At 71.5% G+C, this 16,564-nt stretch carries 16 protein-coding genes; 12 read left to right on the top strand and 4 right to left on the bottom strand.

The window, feature by feature from the left end; translation table 11 throughout:
- A partial coding sequence (locus tag G3I65_RS42200; protein WP_160701056.1) for a M55 family metallopeptidase occupies positions 1–636 on the bottom strand: 636 nt, incomplete at its 3' end.
- A gap of 169 nt (positions 637–805) precedes the next feature.
- Here G3I65_RS42200 and G3I65_RS42195 point away from each other — a divergent pair.
- The 5 genes from G3I65_RS42195 to mptB all read left to right on the top strand — a co-directional run bounded on the left by G3I65_RS42195 (position 806) and on the right by mptB (position 7,896).
- Positions 806–2,638, top strand: a complete 1,833-nt coding sequence (locus G3I65_RS42195) for an ABC transporter substrate-binding protein (protein WP_160701055.1) — start codon at positions 806–808, stop codon at positions 2,636–2,638.
- A gap of 2 nt (positions 2,639–2,640) precedes the next feature.
- Entirely contained in the window at positions 2,641–3,666 is a 1,026-nt protein-coding gene (locus G3I65_RS42190; RefSeq protein WP_160701054.1) for an ABC transporter permease, read from the top strand.
- Positions 3,663–4,559 (top strand): ABC transporter permease, encoded by an 897-nt coding sequence (locus tag G3I65_RS42185; RefSeq protein WP_160701053.1) that lies wholly within the window; start codon positions 3,663–3,665, stop codon positions 4,557–4,559. The genes G3I65_RS42190 and G3I65_RS42185 overlap by 4 nt, the downstream gene beginning before the upstream one ends.
- On the top strand, positions 4,556–6,208 hold the full coding sequence (nikE, locus tag G3I65_RS42180; protein WP_160701052.1) for an ABC transporter ATP-binding protein: 1,653 nt from the start codon (positions 4,556–4,558) through the stop codon (positions 6,206–6,208). The genes G3I65_RS42185 and nikE overlap by 4 nt, the downstream gene beginning before the upstream one ends.
- A gap of 152 nt (positions 6,209–6,360) precedes the next feature.
- Entirely contained in the window at positions 6,361–7,896 is a 1,536-nt protein-coding gene (mptB, locus tag G3I65_RS42175; protein ID WP_160701051.1) for a polyprenol phosphomannose-dependent alpha 1,6 mannosyltransferase MptB, read from the top strand.
- Here the strand turns inward: mptB and G3I65_RS42170 are convergent.
- The 3 genes from G3I65_RS42170 to G3I65_RS42160 are packed head-to-tail and all read right to left on the bottom strand — an operon-like array spanning position 7,893 to position 11,106.
- Positions 7,893–8,297 (bottom strand): TIGR03668 family PPOX class F420-dependent oxidoreductase, encoded by a 405-nt coding sequence (locus G3I65_RS42170; protein ID WP_160701050.1) that lies wholly within the window; start codon positions 8,295–8,297, stop codon positions 7,893–7,895. The two genes, mptB and G3I65_RS42170, sit on opposite strands and share 4 nt — an antisense overlap.
- Positions 8,294–9,193 (bottom strand): LD-carboxypeptidase, encoded by a 900-nt coding sequence (locus G3I65_RS42165; RefSeq protein WP_160701049.1) that lies wholly within the window; start codon positions 9,191–9,193, stop codon positions 8,294–8,296. Before G3I65_RS42165 ends, G3I65_RS42170 begins: the two co-directional genes overlap by 4 nt.
- Positions 9,190–11,106 (bottom strand): prolyl oligopeptidase family serine peptidase, encoded by a 1,917-nt coding sequence (locus G3I65_RS42160; RefSeq protein ID WP_160701048.1) that lies wholly within the window; start codon positions 11,104–11,106, stop codon positions 9,190–9,192. Before G3I65_RS42160 ends, G3I65_RS42165 begins: the two co-directional genes overlap by 4 nt.
- A gap of 76 nt (positions 11,107–11,182) precedes the next feature.
- On the opposite strand from G3I65_RS42160, the gene G3I65_RS42155 reads away from it, so the two are divergent.
- The 7 genes from G3I65_RS42155 to G3I65_RS42125 all read left to right on the top strand — a co-directional run.
- Entirely contained in the window at positions 11,183–11,758 is a 576-nt protein-coding gene (locus G3I65_RS42155; RefSeq protein WP_125316512.1) for a DUF3090 domain-containing protein, read from the top strand.
- A gap of 2 nt (positions 11,759–11,760) precedes the next feature.
- Positions 11,761–12,564, top strand: a complete 804-nt coding sequence (locus tag G3I65_RS42150) for an SCO1664 family protein (protein ID WP_125316511.1) — start codon at positions 11,761–11,763, stop codon at positions 12,562–12,564.
- A complete protein-coding gene (locus tag G3I65_RS42145; RefSeq protein WP_160701047.1) occupies positions 12,549–13,436 on the top strand; it encodes an aminoglycoside phosphotransferase family protein in 888 nt (295 codons plus the stop codon). The genes G3I65_RS42150 and G3I65_RS42145 overlap by 16 nt, the downstream gene beginning before the upstream one ends.
- Positions 13,437–13,487: 51 nt before the next feature.
- The gene (locus tag G3I65_RS42140) at positions 13,488–14,303 is read left to right on the top strand and encodes a DUF3097 domain-containing protein (protein ID WP_160701046.1); all 816 of its coding nucleotides are present in this window, start codon (positions 13,488–13,490) and stop codon (positions 14,301–14,303) included.
- A gap of 84 nt (positions 14,304–14,387) precedes the next feature.
- Entirely contained in the window at positions 14,388–14,822 is a 435-nt protein-coding gene (locus G3I65_RS42135) for an NfeD family protein (protein WP_160701045.1), read from the top strand.
- Complete coding sequence (locus tag G3I65_RS42130; RefSeq protein ID WP_160701044.1) at positions 14,819–15,307, top strand: SPFH domain-containing protein; 489 nt, start codon at positions 14,819–14,821, stop codon at positions 15,305–15,307. Before G3I65_RS42135 ends, G3I65_RS42130 begins: the two co-directional genes overlap by 4 nt.
- A gap of 88 nt (positions 15,308–15,395) precedes the next feature.
- Positions 15,396–16,564, top strand: a 1,169-nt coding sequence (locus G3I65_RS42125; RefSeq protein WP_375336766.1) for an SPFH domain-containing protein, incomplete at its 3' end; no start/stop codon positions are given.

Below are 16,564 nucleotides of genomic sequence, written 5' to 3'. Positions count from 1 at the left end.
CCGCCGCTCCTCCCGGCCGGCCCGCGCCATCGCGTCGGCCGCCGCGCCGGTCAGCAGCTCCGCCGTGCGCGCCGGCGGCAGGCAGATGGCCGCGTACCGGCTCACGCATTCCTTCACCTGGACCAGCTCCGCCTCCGGAGCGTAGTCACGGGCGTCTTCACACGTTTCGTCGTCACCCGAAACGAGCAGGACAGGGACGCCGTATTCGGCGGCCACGGACGCGTTCAGCCTGCCTTCGCTCGCCGGGACGTCGTCCAGCCACACCCCGGTGATCTGGTTCTCCAGGTAGGTGTGCGACAGCACCCCGTCGAACCCGGCGCCGGCGTGGTAGCCCAGGAACACGACACCGTCCACACCGGAATCGATGCCCTGCATCATCGACAGCGGCTTGTGCCGCCCGGTGAGCATCCGCGCCCGCTGGTCGAGGTCCTCCAGCAGCAGGTTCCGCTGCGACGAATGCGCCTCGTTGACCAGCACGTCGCCGGCCCCGGCGTCGAACAGCCCGGCCAGCACGGCGTTGACGTCGCCGGTGAACAGCCGCCGGAAGCGGTCCCACTGCGGCGAACCGGGCACGACGTCGTCGGTCCACGTGACGCCGGTGGCGCCCTCCATGTCCGCCGAGATCATGATGCGCATGCCCGGCACTCTAGCCAGCCCGCGCCCGCCCCGGACGCGGAATCCCCGATCACGCAGCGTGACGCGAATCGATCGATAACGATCGGACACCTGCCGAGGCGGCAACATATTGCGCGGTTGTCCCGGTATGTGGTTACTTCTCGTCCTTGGGGAGGCTCACAAGCGAACGATGGGGTGGTTTTTGGTGCAGTTCCAACGCAGACTCGGGCGGTTCGCCCGCGTGGGCGCGGTCGCCGCGGCCGCGACACTGGCGGCGATCCCGCTCGCCGTACCGGCCCAGGCGCAACAGGGCAAAGTGCTGCGGGTCGCGCTGACCACCGGCATCGACCACCTGAACCCGTTCACCGCCGTGCTCGCCGCGTCGACGCAGATCGGCCGGTTCACGTTCGAGTTCCTCACCGTCCCGAACGCCGAGAAGGCCGAGGCCTCGCCCGCGCTCGCCGAGTCGTGGACGCCGTCGCCGGACAAGCTGACCTGGACGTTCAAGATCCGTACCGGCGTCAAGTGGAGCGACGGGAAGCCGGTGACCGCCAAGGACGCGGCGTTCACCTTCAACCGCATGCTCACCGACGAGAACGCGCGCACCGCCAACGGCAACTACGTGGCCAACTTCGAGACGGTCACCGCGCCCGACGACACCACGCTCGTCATCAAGACCAAGACCGTGCAGGTCAACATGAACCTGCTCGACGTCCCGATCGTGCCGCAGCACATCTGGGAGCAGGTCACCGACCTCAAGGACCCCAAGACCGACGAGCTGGCCATCGCCGGCGTCTCCGACGGCCCGTACCAGGTCACCGAGTACAAGCCGAACGAGTACGTCAAGTTCAAGGCCAACAAGGACTACTGGCGCGGCGCCCCGAAGGTCGACGAACTGCAGCTGCTGCAGTTCAAGGACACCGAAGCCGCGGTCAACGCGCTCAAGCAGGGCGAAGTCGACGTCATCAACCGGCTCAACCCCAACCAGTTCGCCGCGCTGCAGGGCCAGCAGGGCATCACCACCAACGCCGCGCCCGGCCGCCGCTACGACGAGCTGGCGATGAACTTCGGCGTCCAGGACAACGCGAACAACCCCATCGGGGACGGCAACCCGGTGCTCAAGGACATCAACGTCCGCAAGGCGATCACCCAGGCCGTCGACACCCAGGCGATCGTGGACAAGGTGCTCAAGGGCCTCGGCCAGGTCGGCGGCGGCGTCGTGCCCGCCGTCTACAGCGCCTACCACTGGGACCCCAGCGACAGCGAGAAGACCAAGTTCGACCTCGCCGCCGCCAACGCCACCCTCGAGCAGGCCGGCTACAAGAAGGGCGCCGACGGCGTCCGCACCGCCCCCGGCGGCGCGAAGCTGGAACTGCGCCTGACCGGCCACGCCAACCGCAGCTACGACCAGGGCGTCGCCCAGTACGTCAGCGGCTGGCTCAAGGACATCGGCATCGCCGTCAAGCAGGACCTGGTCTCCGACGACGAGCTGTCCGACCGCACCGCCACCGGCAAGTACGACCTCGCCATCGGCGGCTACGGCACCAACCCCGACCCGGACTACGCGCTCTCGCTGCACACCTGCGCCGCGCGGCCCAGCGCCGACGCCAAGGGCGGCAGCACCGACACGTTCTTCTGCGACGCGCAGTACGACGACCTCTACAAGAAGCAGCTGACCGAGACCGACGACGCGAAGCGCGCCGAGTACGTCAAGCAGGCCCAGGCCCGGCTCTACAGCCAGTACCCGACGATCGTCCTGGACTACCAGAACGCGCTCGAGGCCTACCGCTCCGACAAGTTCTCCGGCTTCACGACCCAGCCGCAGCCCAAGGGCGCGATCCTCGAGCAGACCGGTTACTGGGGCGTCTACGGCGCCACCCCGGCCGGCACCGAGAACGCCGCGGACTCCGGCAGCGGCAACACCGTGCTGTGGATCGTGATCGGCGCGGTCGTCGTGGTCGTCCTCGTCGGCGGCGGCATCGCGTTCAGCCGCCGGAACAAGACCTCGGAAGACCGCGAGTAAGGATGACCGCCCCCGAACAAGCCGCGGTGCTCGTCGATCCCGACGAGCACCGCGGCGGGACCGGCACCGCCCGGTTCGTCCTCCAGAAGGTCCTCGAGGCGGTCATCAGCGTCGTGCTGGTGGTCGTCCTGTTCTTCTTCCTCTTCCGCATGCTGCCCGGTGACCCGGTCGCCGCGATGACCCGCGACCGCGTCACCAGTCCCCAGCAGATCGCCGAGCTGCGCGAGAAGATGGGCGTCGACAAGCCCGTCTTCGTCCAGTTCGGCCAGTACTTCTGGAACCTGCTGCACGGCGACCTCGGCGAGTCCCGGCTGCTCAACAACGGCCGCCCGGTCGCCGACATGATCGGCGAACGGCTCTGGCCGACCATCCTGCTCGTCGGCAGTGCCACCGTCCTGGCCGTGATCATCGGCCTGTGGCTGGGCATCCGCGCCGCCTGGCGCCGCGACAGCTTCTTCGACCGCGCCCAGACCGGGATCGCGCTGACCCTCTGGTCGGTCCCGCAGTTCTGGCTCGGCCTGATGCTGCTCGTCGTCACCAACGGCCTGTTCCCCAGCCGCGGCATGCACTCCCCGGACGCCGCGCCCGACGTCTTCTCCCAGACCCTCGACGTCCTGCACCACCTGGTGCTGCCGTGCGTGACGCTGCTGGCGGTGTTCTACGCCCAGTACATGCTGATCATGCGGTCGTCGCTGCTGGGGGAGATGAACGCCGACTACCTCACCACCGCCCGCGCCAAGGGCCTGCGCGACGACCTCGTCCGCCGCCGCCACGCCGTCCCCAACGCCCTGCTGCCCACCACCACGCTGGTGTTCATGCAGTTCGGCCAGGTCGCCGCCGGCGCGGTCACCGTCGAAGCGGTGTTCAGCTGGCCCGGGCTCGGGCAGCTGACCTACGACGCCCTGCACGGGCCCGACCTGCCGGTGCTGCAGGGCGTGTTCACCGTGCTGGCGAGCGCCGTGGTGCTGATGAACCTGCTCGCGGAGCTGCTCTACCGCGTGCTCGACCCGAGGGTGCGTACCTCATGACCACCGCAGAGACGCCCCGGCAGATCGCCTGGCACCGCCGGCGCGCGTCGATCGCCCGGACCTGGCGGGAGTTCGCCGGGCAGCGCGCCGCGCTCATCGGCCTGGTCCTGCTCGGCGCCACCGTCGTCGTCGCGCTGCTGCTGCCGCTGATCAGCGACCAGACCGGCCTCGACGTCACCAAGGCCACCGGCGAGCCGCTGTCCCCGCCGAACGGCGACTTCTGGCTGGGCACCGACAACTTCGGCCGCTCGGTGCTGCTGATGACGATCTGGGGCACCCGGATCTCCCTGCTCGTCGGGTTCTCCGCGGCGCTGCTGTCGGTCGTCATCGGCACCCTGATCGGGATCACCGCCGCGCACTTCGGCGGCTGGGTGTCGGCGACGCTGCTGCGGTTCACCGACTTCTTCCTGGTCCTGCCGTCGCTGATCCTCGCCATCGCGCTCTCGGCCGTGCTGCCCAAGGGCGTCGGCACGATCATCGTCGCCATCGGCCTCACCGCGTGGCCGAGCACCGCCCGGCTGGTCCGGGCGCAGACGCTGACCATCGAAAGCCGCCCCTACATCGAGCGCGCGCACGCCCTTGGCGGCGGGCACCTGCACGTCATCGGCAAGCACGTCCTGCCCGGCGTGATGCCGCTGGTGCTGGCCAACACGACGCTGGTGGTCGGCAACGCCGTCATCGCCGACGCGACGCTGTCGTTCCTCGGCGTCGGCGACCCCAACTCCGTCACCTGGGGCCTGGTGCTCGAGAGCGCGCTCAACAACGGCGCCATCAGCCGCGGCGCCTGGTGGAACGTGCTCCCGCCGGGCATCGCGATCGTCCTCGTCGTCCTCTTCTTCACCCTGGTCGGCCGGGGCCTGGAGACCGTGCTCAACCCGAGGTTGAAGAAGTGACCACCCCGCTGCTGCAGCTCAAGGACCTCAACGTCACCTACGCGGTGGGTGACCAGGAGGTGCCCGCCGTCCGCGGCGTCGACCTCACCCTGGACCCCGGCGGCACCCTCGGCGTCGCGGGGGAGTCCGGCTCGGGCAAGTCCACCGTCGCGATGAGCGTGCTGCGCCTGTTGCCGCGCACGGCGAAGATCACCGGCGAAATCGCCCTCGACGGCGAGGACGTCACGGCCATGAAGTGGGGCCGCCTGCGCGCGGTCCGCTGGGCCGAGGCGTCGGTGGTCTTCCAGGGCGCCATGCACGCGCTCAACCCGGTCCGCAAGATCGGCGAGCAGATCGCCGAGCCGATCCGGCTGCACCCGCCGTCGGGCAAGCCGCTCTCCGACACCGAAGTCGACGCCCGCGTCGCCGAGCTGCTCACCCAGGTCGACCTGCCCCCGGGCCGCGCCGGCGCCTACCCCCACGAGCTGTCGGGCGGGCAGAAGCAGCGCGTCATGATCGCGATGGCGCTGGCCTGCTCGCCCCGGCTGATCATCGCCGACGAGCCGACCACCGCGTTGGACGTCATCGTCCAGGCCCAGGTCCTCGCGCTGCTTTCGCGGCTGGTCGCCGAGCAGGACATCGGCCTGATCATGATCAGCCACGACCTGTCCGTCCTCGCCGCGACCTGCCGGCGGATCGCGGTGATGTACGACGGGCAGATCGTCGAGGAAGGGCCCAGCGCCGAGGTGATGGGCGCGCCCCGCCACGAACACACCCGCGCACTGGCCGCGGCGTTCCCGACCGTCGGCGACCCGGTGTCCCGCTTCGCCCCGGCGACCACCAACCCCCTCCCGCCCGAACCGGCCGACCGGGTGGTCGGTGGCGAGCCGCTGCTGGCCGCGGAGAACCTGCGCGTGTCGTTCCGCGACCGCACGGGCAAGCGGATCGACGCCGTCGCCGGGGTCGACCTGACGGTGTCGCGCGACGAGATCGTCGCACTGGTCGGGCAGTCCGGCTCGGGCAAGACGACACTGGCCCGGACGCTGCTCGGCCTGCAAAAACCCGACTCCGGCGTGGTCCGCTACGCCGGCAAGCCGGTGCCTTCGGGCGGGGCCGGGCTCAAGGCGTACCGGCGGCAGGTCCAGCTGGTGCTGCAGGACCCGACCAGCGCGCTGAACCCGGCCCACACGGTGTACGAGGCCGTCGCGGAGGGCCCGCGGATCCACAAGCTCGCCGACGAACGCGACGTCGTCCACCGGGCACTGGAGGCGGCGGAGCTGCGACCGGCGGAGAAGTACGCCGACCGCCTCCCGCACCAGCTCTCCGGCGGCCAGCGCCAGCGCGTCGTCATCGCCGGGGCCCTCGCACTGGAGCCGTCGCTGGTGGTGGCCGACGAGCCGGTCGCGTCACTGGACGCGTCGGTGCGCGGGGAGATCCTCGGGCTCCTGCTGCGGCTGCGGCGCGAACTCGGCCTGGCGGCGCTGGTGATCACCCACGACCTGGGCCTGGCCTGGAACATCGCCGACCGCGTCGCCGTGATGTACCGCGGCGAGCTGGTCGAAACCGGGACGGTGGAACAGGTCCTGCTCGACCCGAAGCACGAGTACACGAAGTCCCTGCTGGCCGCGCTGCCCGGAGGTACGGCCCAGCGGCGCACCGTCGAAACCTGACCAACCCGCCCGCCCGCCACGTCTTGAATGAGTCATTCAGGACCTCCGAAGACCTGAATGACTCATTCAAGACACTCGGCACCGGTGCCACGGCCCGAAACCTGACACTGCGGTAACCCCGCCCGAGCGCGGTGTGTAATCTCCGAACGGAAATGGCGACCACCACCGACCCCGCACAGACGCCCTCGGCCGGACTGGCCGAGCGGCTCCGCGTGCCTTCGCGATTCCCGTACCGCACCATCGCGATGGGCACCGTCGGGAGCACGCTGCTCATGCTCGCCGCCTTCGGTGCCGGCGGCATCCTGATCAAGGATCCGGTGCTCGGCCACGGCCCGCTGTCGTGGATCCGGTACGGCCACGGGCGGATGCTCGCCAACGCCGTCCTCTACACCGGCTTCGGCCTGGTCGTGTGGGCGTGGGTCCGCCTCGGCCGCTACGTGCTGGCCGGGCGCATCGGCAGCCGTCCCATCCTGGTCGCCGCCGGCTGCTGGATGGCGCCGCTGCTGATCTCGCCGCCGCTGTTCACCCGCGACGTCTTCTCCTACCTCGGCCAGGGCGCCCAGCTGCTCTACGGGCTCGACCCGTACGCCAACGGCCCCGCCGAGCTCGACGTGCTGCCGAACGTGGTCCAGAACGTCCACCCGCTCTGGCAGACCACCCCGGCGCCGTACGGGCCGCTGTTCCTGCTCATCTCCAAGGGCGTCGTCGCCGCCACCGGCGACAACATGATCCTCGGCGTCATCGTGATGCGCGTCGTGCTGCTGGCCGGCCTCGCGGGCACGCTCTGGGCCCTCCCGCGGCTGGTCAAGCACCTCGGCGGCAAGCTCCCGGTCGCGCTGTGGCTCGCGGTGGCCAGCCCGATGATGGTGATCCACCTCTTCGGCGGCCCGCACAACGACCTGATGATGCTCGCCTTCCTCACCATCGGCGTCCTCGCCGCGCTGGAACGCAAGCACGTCCTCGCGGTGGTCCTGGTGACCGTCGGCATGCTGATCAAGCCGACGGCCGCGATCGCGCTGCCGTTCATCGTCTGGATCTGGGCCAACCACCTCGAAGGTGAGTCGAAGGTCCGCAACTTCCTGCGCGCCGGCGCGGCCTCGGTGGGCTTGTTCCTGCCGGTGTTCGTCGCGGGCACCTGGATTTCGCTGGGCTCGCTGAACATGGGCTGGTGGTCCGGGCTCAAGGCACCCCAGCTGATCGCGAACTGGCTCAACATCCCGACCGGCATCGGCGAGGTGTTCTACAACCTGGTCCACCTCGTCGTGGACGTCCAGGTCTCGCCGTTCGTCACGGTCGCCCGCGCCGCCGGCATGCTCCTGCTGATCGCGTTCGGCGTCCGCCAGTGGTGGCTCGGCCGCGGCGGCGGCACCGAAGCCGTGTACCGCGCCGGCATTTCGCTGCTGGCCGTGGCGATCCTCATGCCGCCGACCCTGCCGTGGTACCTGACCTGGGGTTTCGTGCTCCTGTCGGCGTTCAAGTGGCAGCCGAGGCACCTCGCGCTCGTGGTGGCGGTGTCGGTGTTCGTGACGCTGGTCTACTACCCGACGGGCGAGCAGGCGCTGTACGACTGGTGGTTCATCGCCCTGGTCGTGGTGGCCAGCCTGTACTCGGCGGCGTCGCTGCTGCGCCCGGACCCCCTCGGCATCATCGACGCCTGGCGCCGCCCGGAGAAGTTCCTCCGCGACTAACCGGTCCAGCCGCGCCAGGTGTGCACCGCAGTCACCACCACCGCGTGCTCCGGCGGCCGCTCCGCGTACTGCGCGTACTTCTCGACCAGCCACGACACCGGCTCGGCGCGCTCGTCGTCCGGCAGCACCCGCGCGGTGCCGTCGGCGCGGGCCCACCACAGCCGCGACCAGTCCTCCGAGTAGCCGTCGGCCAGGAAGCACACCGCCGGGTTCGCCGCGATGTTGCGAAGCCGCCGCAAGGACGTCGTCGACTTCGGTTTGTGGTCCACCGCGAACACCACGACATCGCCGCGCACCGCGAACGTCACCGGCACCAGGTGCGGCACCCCTGCCGCCGACACCGTCGCCAGGCGCGCCACCCGTGCGGCGGCGAACCGCTCGCGTGCCTCCTCGGGAGTCATGTCAGCGCGGGGGAGTCGAAGGTCAACGTCCCCAGGTCCGCGTCCAAGGTCACCGGCACGCCCAGCGGCACCGTCGGCGACGACGCCACGTGCCCGAACCCGAACTCCTCGATCACCGGAACCTCCAACGGCCCCAGCCGTTCCAGCAGCAGCGCCCGCACCTCCGACGGGTCGCCGCACGCCTTCCACGAACCCAGCACGATGCCGCGGACGCCGTCGAACCAGCCACCGCGCAGCAGCTGCGTCAGCATCCGGTCCAGCCGGTAGACGCTCTCGGTCACGTCCTCCAGCAGCACCACGGCGTCCCGCGCCGAACCCGCTTCCGGCGTCCCCAGCCCGGCGGCCAGCAGCGACAGGTTCCCGCCGACCACCGTGCCCGAAGCCCGGCCCGGCACCAAGGCCGTGCCACCGCGGACCACGAGGTTCCGCTCGGGTTCGAACAGCGCCCGCCGCAGGTGCTCCACCGCGAAGTCGTCGAACAGCACGCTCGCCGGCATCGGGGAAAACAGGCTGGACAGTCCCAAGTGGACGTTCACCGCCCGGTGCAGCGCCGTGATGTCCGACGACCCGGCGAGCACCTTCGGACCCGCGTCCCGCAGCGCCGTCCAGTCCACCAGGTCCAGCATCCGCTGTGCCCCGTACCCGCCGCGCGCCGCCAGCACGCAGCGCACGCCCGGGTCCAGCCACGCCTCGGTGAACTCCGCCGCCCGCGCCGCGTCCGAACCCGACAGGTAGGGCGGCGAGCCGGGCGTCGCACGCACGCACGGCCCGACCCGCACCTCGACGCCCCAGCCGCTCAGCACCGGTAGCGCCTTCTCCAGCAGGTCCGCCGGCACCGGGCCGGACGGCGCCACCAGCGCCAGCGTGTCGCCGGCCCGCAACCGCGGCGGCCTCACCGGGACAACTCCAGCCGCGCCACGCCCGGCGTCTCGAAGCCCAGCACCTGGCCGTAGAACGACAGCTCCGCCTCCAGCGCCGCCACGATCGTCTCCGCCTGCCGGAAGCCGTGCTGCTCACCAGGGAACCGCTGGTAGGCGTAGGGGATCCCGCGTCCGGCCAGCCCGGCGACGAACCGGTCCGCCTGCTCCGGCGGGCAGATCCGGTCCTCCAGGCCCTGCTGGAACAGCACCGGCCCGGCCAGCGACCCGGCGTTCGCCAGCGGCGACCGGTCGACGTAGCGCTGCCGCGCCGACGGCAGCGGCCCGACCAGCCCGTCCAGGTACCGCGACTCGAAGTCGTGCGTGTCGCCGTCGGCGCCGGTCCACCCGGCCAGGTCCAGCACCGGGTACATCACCGTGCCCGCCCGGTACGTCTTCGTCGTGGTCAGCGACGCCGCCGCGGTGAACCCGCCCGCGCTGCCCCCGCGGATCGCCAGCCGGTCCCCGTCGGCCAGCCCCTCCGCGACCAGCGCCTCGGCCACCGCCACGCAGTCGGCCACGTCCACCACGCCCCACTGCTCGCGCAGCCGCTCCCGGTAGGCCCGTCCGAACCCGGTCGAGCCGCCGTAGTTCACCGCCGCCACGCCGATCCCGCGGCTGGTGAAATACGCGATCTCCAGGTCCAGCACCGGCAAGTGCTGCCCGGTCGGCCCGCCATGCACCTGCACCACCAGCGGCGGCGGCTCCCCTTCGGGCGCCGCGAAGTCCGGGTTCGCCGGCAGGTACAGCACCACCGGGACGTCGTCGCCGTCCGCCGTCGTGACCACCCGCTCCCGCGGCACCGGCAGGTACTCCGCCGGCAGCTCCGGCTGCGGCGTCAGCTCCGTCACGACCGAGCCGGCGAGGTGCACCACCGCGGCTTCCCGCACCGGGCCCGCGGCGACGCCGGCGAACCCGTCGCCGACCGCGGCGAAGCCCGTCGAGGACCACGCCGTCAGCTCGTCGCCGAGCGGCGTCACCGAACCGTCCGCCTCGTCGAGCACCGCCAGCCGGCCGCCCGCCAGCACCGCGTGCCGCCCGCCGGCGAGCGGGACGAACCAGCGCGAGCCCGCCTTCCACAGCGGCCCGCCCAGCTCCCGCGCCACCGGCGCGAGGTTCACCACCGACCCGTCGAGGCCGACCCGGTGCAGGTTCCACCAGCCGTCCGGGTCCAGCAGCGCCAGCACCGATTCCGGCGTCTCCCACTCGACCTGGCACACCGAGACGTCCGCGCCCCCGGCCAGCACCTCGTGCGGCCCGAACGACCCGTCCCCGGCGACCGGGGCCACGCACAGCTCGGTCCCGTCCCACGGCATCGCCGGGTGGTCCCAGCCGAACCACGCCGCGTGCCGCCCGTCCGGCGACAGCTTCGCCACGGTCAGGAACCGGTGGCTCGCGGCCAGCACTCGCTCCCCGGCACCGGAAAGCGCGATCGCCACCAGCTCCCGCTCGACGTCGGTCGGACGCGGCCCGATGGCGCGTTCCCGCACCGCCCACACCTCACCCGGCAGCCCGGCCCGAAGGTCGCCGTAACGGACGCCTTGCGGCTCCGCGGGCTCCGGTGTCAGCGGCACCACACCGGTTTCGCTCAGCGCGTAAACCCGCTGATCCGCCCAGTGCGTGAACACCACGACACCGTCCGCGACCGCCCACGGCCGCCCGCCGTACTCGTGCAGCCGGTTGCGGACGTTCCACGGCGACGGCAGCACGTCCTCCGTCCCGCCGGGAACCGCCTTCACCAGCGCGACCCGGCCCTGCTCACCGGGCCGCGCCTCGGCCCACCACACCTCGTCCCCGACGACGTCGAGCCACTGCGGGCCGCCACCGGCGGCGGCCACCTCGGCGGCGGTGATGGGCGAAGACCAGGTTCCGTACGGCGAGATCCGAGACACCCCCAGAGGCTAGCGGCCCGTGAAGGTGGGGCGGCGGATGCCGATCATGCGGCCGTGGCCTAGGGTCGTCAGTGCTATGTCTCGCGTAATCCACGTCTTCCGCCAGCCGGATCGGTTCGTCGCCGGCACCGTCGGCGAGCCCGGCGATCGCACGTTCTACCTCCAGGCTTCCGAGGACGTGCGCACCATCAGCGTCACCATCGAAAAGCAGCAGGTCGTCGTCCTCGCGGAGCGCCTCAGCTCACTGCTGGAGGAAGTCGCCAGCCGCTTCGGCGCCGACGTGCCCGACGACGTCCCCGAGGACCTCGTCGACGTCGACCCCCTCACCGTGCCGGTCGAGGAGGAGTTCCGCGTCGGCACCATGGGCCTGGGCTGGGACGCGGACAGCAGCGCCGTCGTCATCGAGCTGCTGGCCATCACCGAGGGCGAGGTCGACGAAACGGTCGTGCTCGACGACACCGAAGAGGGCCCGGACGCCGTCCGCGTCTTCCTCAGCCCGGCCGCCGCCCGCGCCTTCGCCGAGCGCGCCGACCGCGTCGTCAACGCCGGTCGCAAGCCGTGCCCGCTGTGCGGCGAGCCGCTCGACCCGAACGGCCACATCTGCCCGAGGCAGAACGGCTACCGGCGCGAGACCGACGCGAGCGAAGACTGACCATGGCCACGACCCCCGATCCGGCCGACCCGGCGTCCCGCGAACTGGTCACCCACGGCCGCATCGACGTCGAAGGCCGGCTGGTGGACGCCTCCAACGTCACGCTGTTCTGCGCCATCGAGCTCGACGGCGTCACCGGCCGGGTCGTCTACAAGCCGGTGTCGGGGGAGCGGCCGCTGTGGGACTTCCCCGACGGCACGCTGGCCGGGCGCGAAGTCGCCACCGCGATCGTCGCCGACGCCACCGGCATCGGCGCCATCCCGCCGACCGTGCTGCGTGACGGCCCGTTCGGCCCCGGCATGGTCCAGCTGTGGGTCGAGACCACCGACGACGACCTCGTCGAGGTCCTCCCGGCAGGCGAAGTCCCCGACGGGTGGCGCCCGGTGCTGCACGCCCACGACCGCGACGGCGAGCCCGCGGTGCTGGCCCACGCCGACCACCCCGGGCTGCGCGACCTCGCCGTGCTCGACATCGTCGTCAACAACACCGACCGCAAGGGCGGGCACCTGCTGCCCGGCGTCGACGGCCGCGTCTACGGCGTCGACCACGGCATCTGCCTGCACACCGACCCGAAGCTGCGCACCGTGCTGTGGGGCTGGATCGGCGAACCGGTGCCGCCGGACACCGTCGAAAAGCTCCGCAAACTGCGCTCGGAACTCGACGGCGGCCTCGGCGAGACCCTGGCCGAGCACATCACCGGCTTCGAGATCCGCGCGCTCGCCGAACGCACCGACCTGCTGCTCGCCGAAGGCATCTTCCCCGAGCCGGGCGACGACTGGCGCGCCATCCCGTGGCCGTTGTTCTGATCGACGCCGCCACCCGCGCGCGGCTGGTCACCCGTTTCGGCGCCGAGCTGGCCGAACCCTGGTGCGACACGCTCCCGGACCTGGTCGCCCGCCTGAGCACGCGGTGGGGACTGACCGTCCGCGAGATCCGGCCCGGCAACACCGGCCGCACGCTGCTCTGCACCGGCCCCCGCGGTGACCTGCGGGTTCTCAAGCTCACCCCGGACCCCGAGGTCGCCCGCCTCGAACACGCCGGGCTGCGCGCCTGGGCCGGCTGCCCGGCCGCGGTGCAGGTCCTCGACACCGACCTCGACGCCGGCGCGATCCTGCTCGAAGGCCTGGTCCCCGGCACCGAACTGCGCGACCGCGACGTCCCGTGGCCGCAGATCGGCGCCATGCTCACCCGGCTGCACGGCGTCGCGCCTCCGGCCGACCTGCCACCGCTCACCGACCGCGTGACGTTCATGTACGACATCACCGAGCGCACCGTCCGCGGCTCCGCGGCCGAGCCGCACCTGACCCCCGAACTCCTCGCGCTCGCGCGGGCCCGGGCGCTGGCGCTGGCCCAAGACGGACCGGTCGCGGTCGTGCACGGCGATCTGCACCCGGGCAATGTCCTCGACGCCGGTCCGGTCCGCGGCCCGGTCGCCATCGACCCGCGCCCGAGCGTCGGCGACCCCGCCTTCGACCTCGCCGACTGGCTCTACCTGCCGCTGGCCGCCGGCGGCCGCCTCGAAGACGGCATCGAGGCACTCCGACCGCACCTGCCCGGCCTCGACGCCGAGCGTGCCCTCGCGTGGTGCGTCGCCCTGGCACCGCTCGCCGCGCACGCGCCACTGCGCCGAGGAGAACAGCGGCCGTTCACCGACGCCCTGCTGGAACTGGCCCGATGACCGGCGTGGCACGACCCGCAGGGGGTGCGGTCACCACTAGGTTCCCTGGTCGTGCGCTCCCACTCCTATGACGACGTGCTCGCCGGCCGACGCCGCAAGAAGGTGCCGGAAGTCCCCGCCGAACCCGGTCTCGTGGTCGAGGACCCGGTCAGCGGCTTCTGCGGCGCGGTGGTGAAGACCGAGTACGGCAACGTCGTGCTCGAAGACGCCAAGGGCCGCCACCGCGTCTTCCCCTTCGTCCCCGCCGGCTTCCTGCTCGAAGGCAAGCCGGTCACGCTCGTGCCGTTCAAGGCCCCGCCCAAGGCACCCGAGTGCCGGATCTCGGCGTCCGGCTCGGTCAAGGTCCAGGGCCTGCAGGCCCGCGTCGCCCGAGACTCCCGCATCTGGGTCGAAGGCAAGCACGACGCCGAGCTCGTCGAACGCGTCTGGGGCCACGACCTGCGCGTCGAAGGCGTCGTCGTCGAACCGCTGGACGGCGTCGACGTCCTCGCCGACCGGATCGCCGAGTTCGGCACCGGCCCCGGCCGCCGGCTCGGCGTGCTGGTCGACCACCTCGTGCCCGGCAGCAAGGAGTCCCGGCTCGTCGGGGCGATCCGCGACGAGAACGTGCTGGTCACCGGCCACCCGTACATCGACGTCTGGGAAGCCGTGCGGCCCGAGGCGGTCGGTATCCGGGCGTGGCCGAAGATCCCGCGCGGCACCGAGTGGAAGCAGGGGATCTGCGACGCGCTCGGCTGGGGGCAACCTTTCGAAGGCTGGCAACGTGTCCTGAGCGGGGTGAGCAGTTTCCGCGACCTCGAGACCCCGCTCATCGGGGCCGTGGAGCGGCTCATCGACTTCGTCACCGAACCCGCCGAGGAGGACTGAATGTCCGATTTGTCCAAGGTCACGCGAAGGTCACGTCCCGTCACTGCGCCGGTGCGATCCGGCGCGATCTGAGAGCATGAAGCCATGTCTTGGGCACTGGTCTGGTTGATCGTCGGCATCGCCCTGATGATCGCGGAGGTCGTCTCCGGCGACTTCGTGCTGATCATGCTGGGGGTCGCGGCGCTCTTCGGCGCCGGCGCCGAGGTGCTCACCGGGAACCTGTTCATCGACGTCGCCGTGTTCGCCGTCGCCTCGGTCGGCATGCTCGTGCTGGTGCGGCCCGCGCTCAAGCGGCGGTTCCTCACCGGGCCGACCCACCACACCGGCATCGAAGCGCTGATCGGCGCGCGTGCCGTCGTCGTGTCCACAGTGGACCACGAGGCGGGCCGGGTGAAACTGGCCGGGGACGTCTGGTCGGCGCGCAGCATGTCCGAGCACCTCCCGCCCATCCAGCCCGGCACGTCGGTCACGGTCGTCGAGATCTCCGGGGCCACCGCCGTCGTCGCGACCGAGCCGTGAGCCTCGGTCTCGTCACCGTCGGCGAAGGCCGGGCCGCGGTGATCGAACGGCTCGGGAAGTTCCGCGTCGTGCTCGGCCCCGGCCGGCACTTCGTGGTGCCCTTCATCGACAGCGTCCGGGTGCGCGTCGACCTGGGCGAGCAGATTCTGTCCGCGCCGCCGCGGCCCGTCGGGACCGGCGACGGCAAGGAAGTCGACGTCGGGTTCGAAATCGTCTTCGCGGTCACCGATCCGCAGCTGGCGACCTACGCGATCGCCAACCCGACCCTCGCGATCGAGCAGCTGACCCGCACTGCGCTGCGGCAGGAAGCCGGCCTGACCACCGCCGAGCGCGCCGTCACCGCGCCGGGGGAGCTCCACCGTACGGTGTGGACGGTCCTGCACGACACCACCGGCCGCTGGGGCGTCGCCGTGAAGGAGCTCAAGCTCTCGGTGCGTCCACCCGCGGCACCCGGAACACCGTCAACCGCCCAAGAATGGTACTAGGTAAGGGGAAATTCTCTTGACCGGATTTGTGATCGGCTTGGTCATAGCCTTGGCCTTGCTGGTGATCATCACGATAGCCAAGGCGGTCATGGTGGTGCCGCAGGCGCAGTCGGCCGTGATCGAACGGCTCGGCCGGTTCCGCACGGTCGCCTCGCCGGGCCTGAACATCCTCGTGCCGTTCCTGGACAAGGTGCGCGCCCGGATCGACCTGCGCGAGCAGGTCGTCTCGTTCCCGCCGCAGCCGGTGATCACCGAGGACAACCTCACGGTGTCGATCGACACGGTCGTCTACTTCCAGGTCACCGACTCGCGCGCCGCGGTCTACGAGATCTCCAACTACATCGTCGGTGTCGAGCAGCTGACCACCACCACGCTCCGCAACGTCGTCGGTGGCATGAGCCTCGAGCAGACCCTGACCTCCCGCGACTCCATCAACAGCCAGCTGCGCGGCGTCCTCGACGAAGCCACCGGCCGCTGGGGCATCCGCGTCGCCCGCGTCGAGCTGAAGGCGATCGACCCGCCGCCCTCCATCCAGGACTCGATGGAGAAGCAGATGCGCGCCGACCGCGAGAAGCGCGCCATGATCCTCACCGCCGAAGGCCAGCGGGAATCGGCGATCAAGACCGCGGAAGGCCAGAAGCAGAGCCAGATCCTCGCCGCGGAAGGTGCCCGCCAGGCCACCATCCTCGCCGCCGAAGCCGAGCGGCAGTCCCGGATCCTGCGGGCCCAGGGTGAGCGGGCCGCGCGCTACCTGCAGGCGCAGGGCCAGGCGAAGGCGATCGAGAAGGTGTTCGCCGCGATCAAGGCCGGCCGCCCGACGCCGGAGGTGCTGGCCTACCAGTACCTGCAGACGCTGCCGCAGATGGCGCAGGGCGACGCGAACAAGGTCTGGATGATCCCCAGCGACTACGGCAAGGCCCTCGAAGGCTTCGCCCGCGCGCTCGGCGCCCCCGGCGACGACGGCGTGTTCCGGTACGAGCCGCCCAAGGACGACGTCCCGGACAAGCCCGACCTCGAGGACGAAGAGGTCTCCAGCTGGTTCGAGACCAAGAGCGACCCGAAGGTCGCCGAGGCCGTCGCGGCCGCGGAAGCCGTGGCCCGCAAGGAGGTCCCGGCGATCGGGACCCCGTCGACGCCGTCCGCGCGCCCGTCGATCCCGCGCCCGGCCCAGCCGCAGCAGGCCCCGGAGGAGGACGAGGACCGCGGCACGGAGGTCACGCCGTCCCCGCAGCAGCCGCCCACGCCGCAGAGCGGCCA

It is taken from the genome of Amycolatopsis sp. SID8362 (genome assembly GCF_010550475.1).
GTDB lineage: Bacteria > Actinomycetota > Actinomycetes > Mycobacteriales > Pseudonocardiaceae > Amycolatopsis > Amycolatopsis eburnea.
The sequence above is the reverse complement of the archived record's forward strand: the minus strand, read 5'-3'. Positions and strand labels throughout refer to the sequence as shown.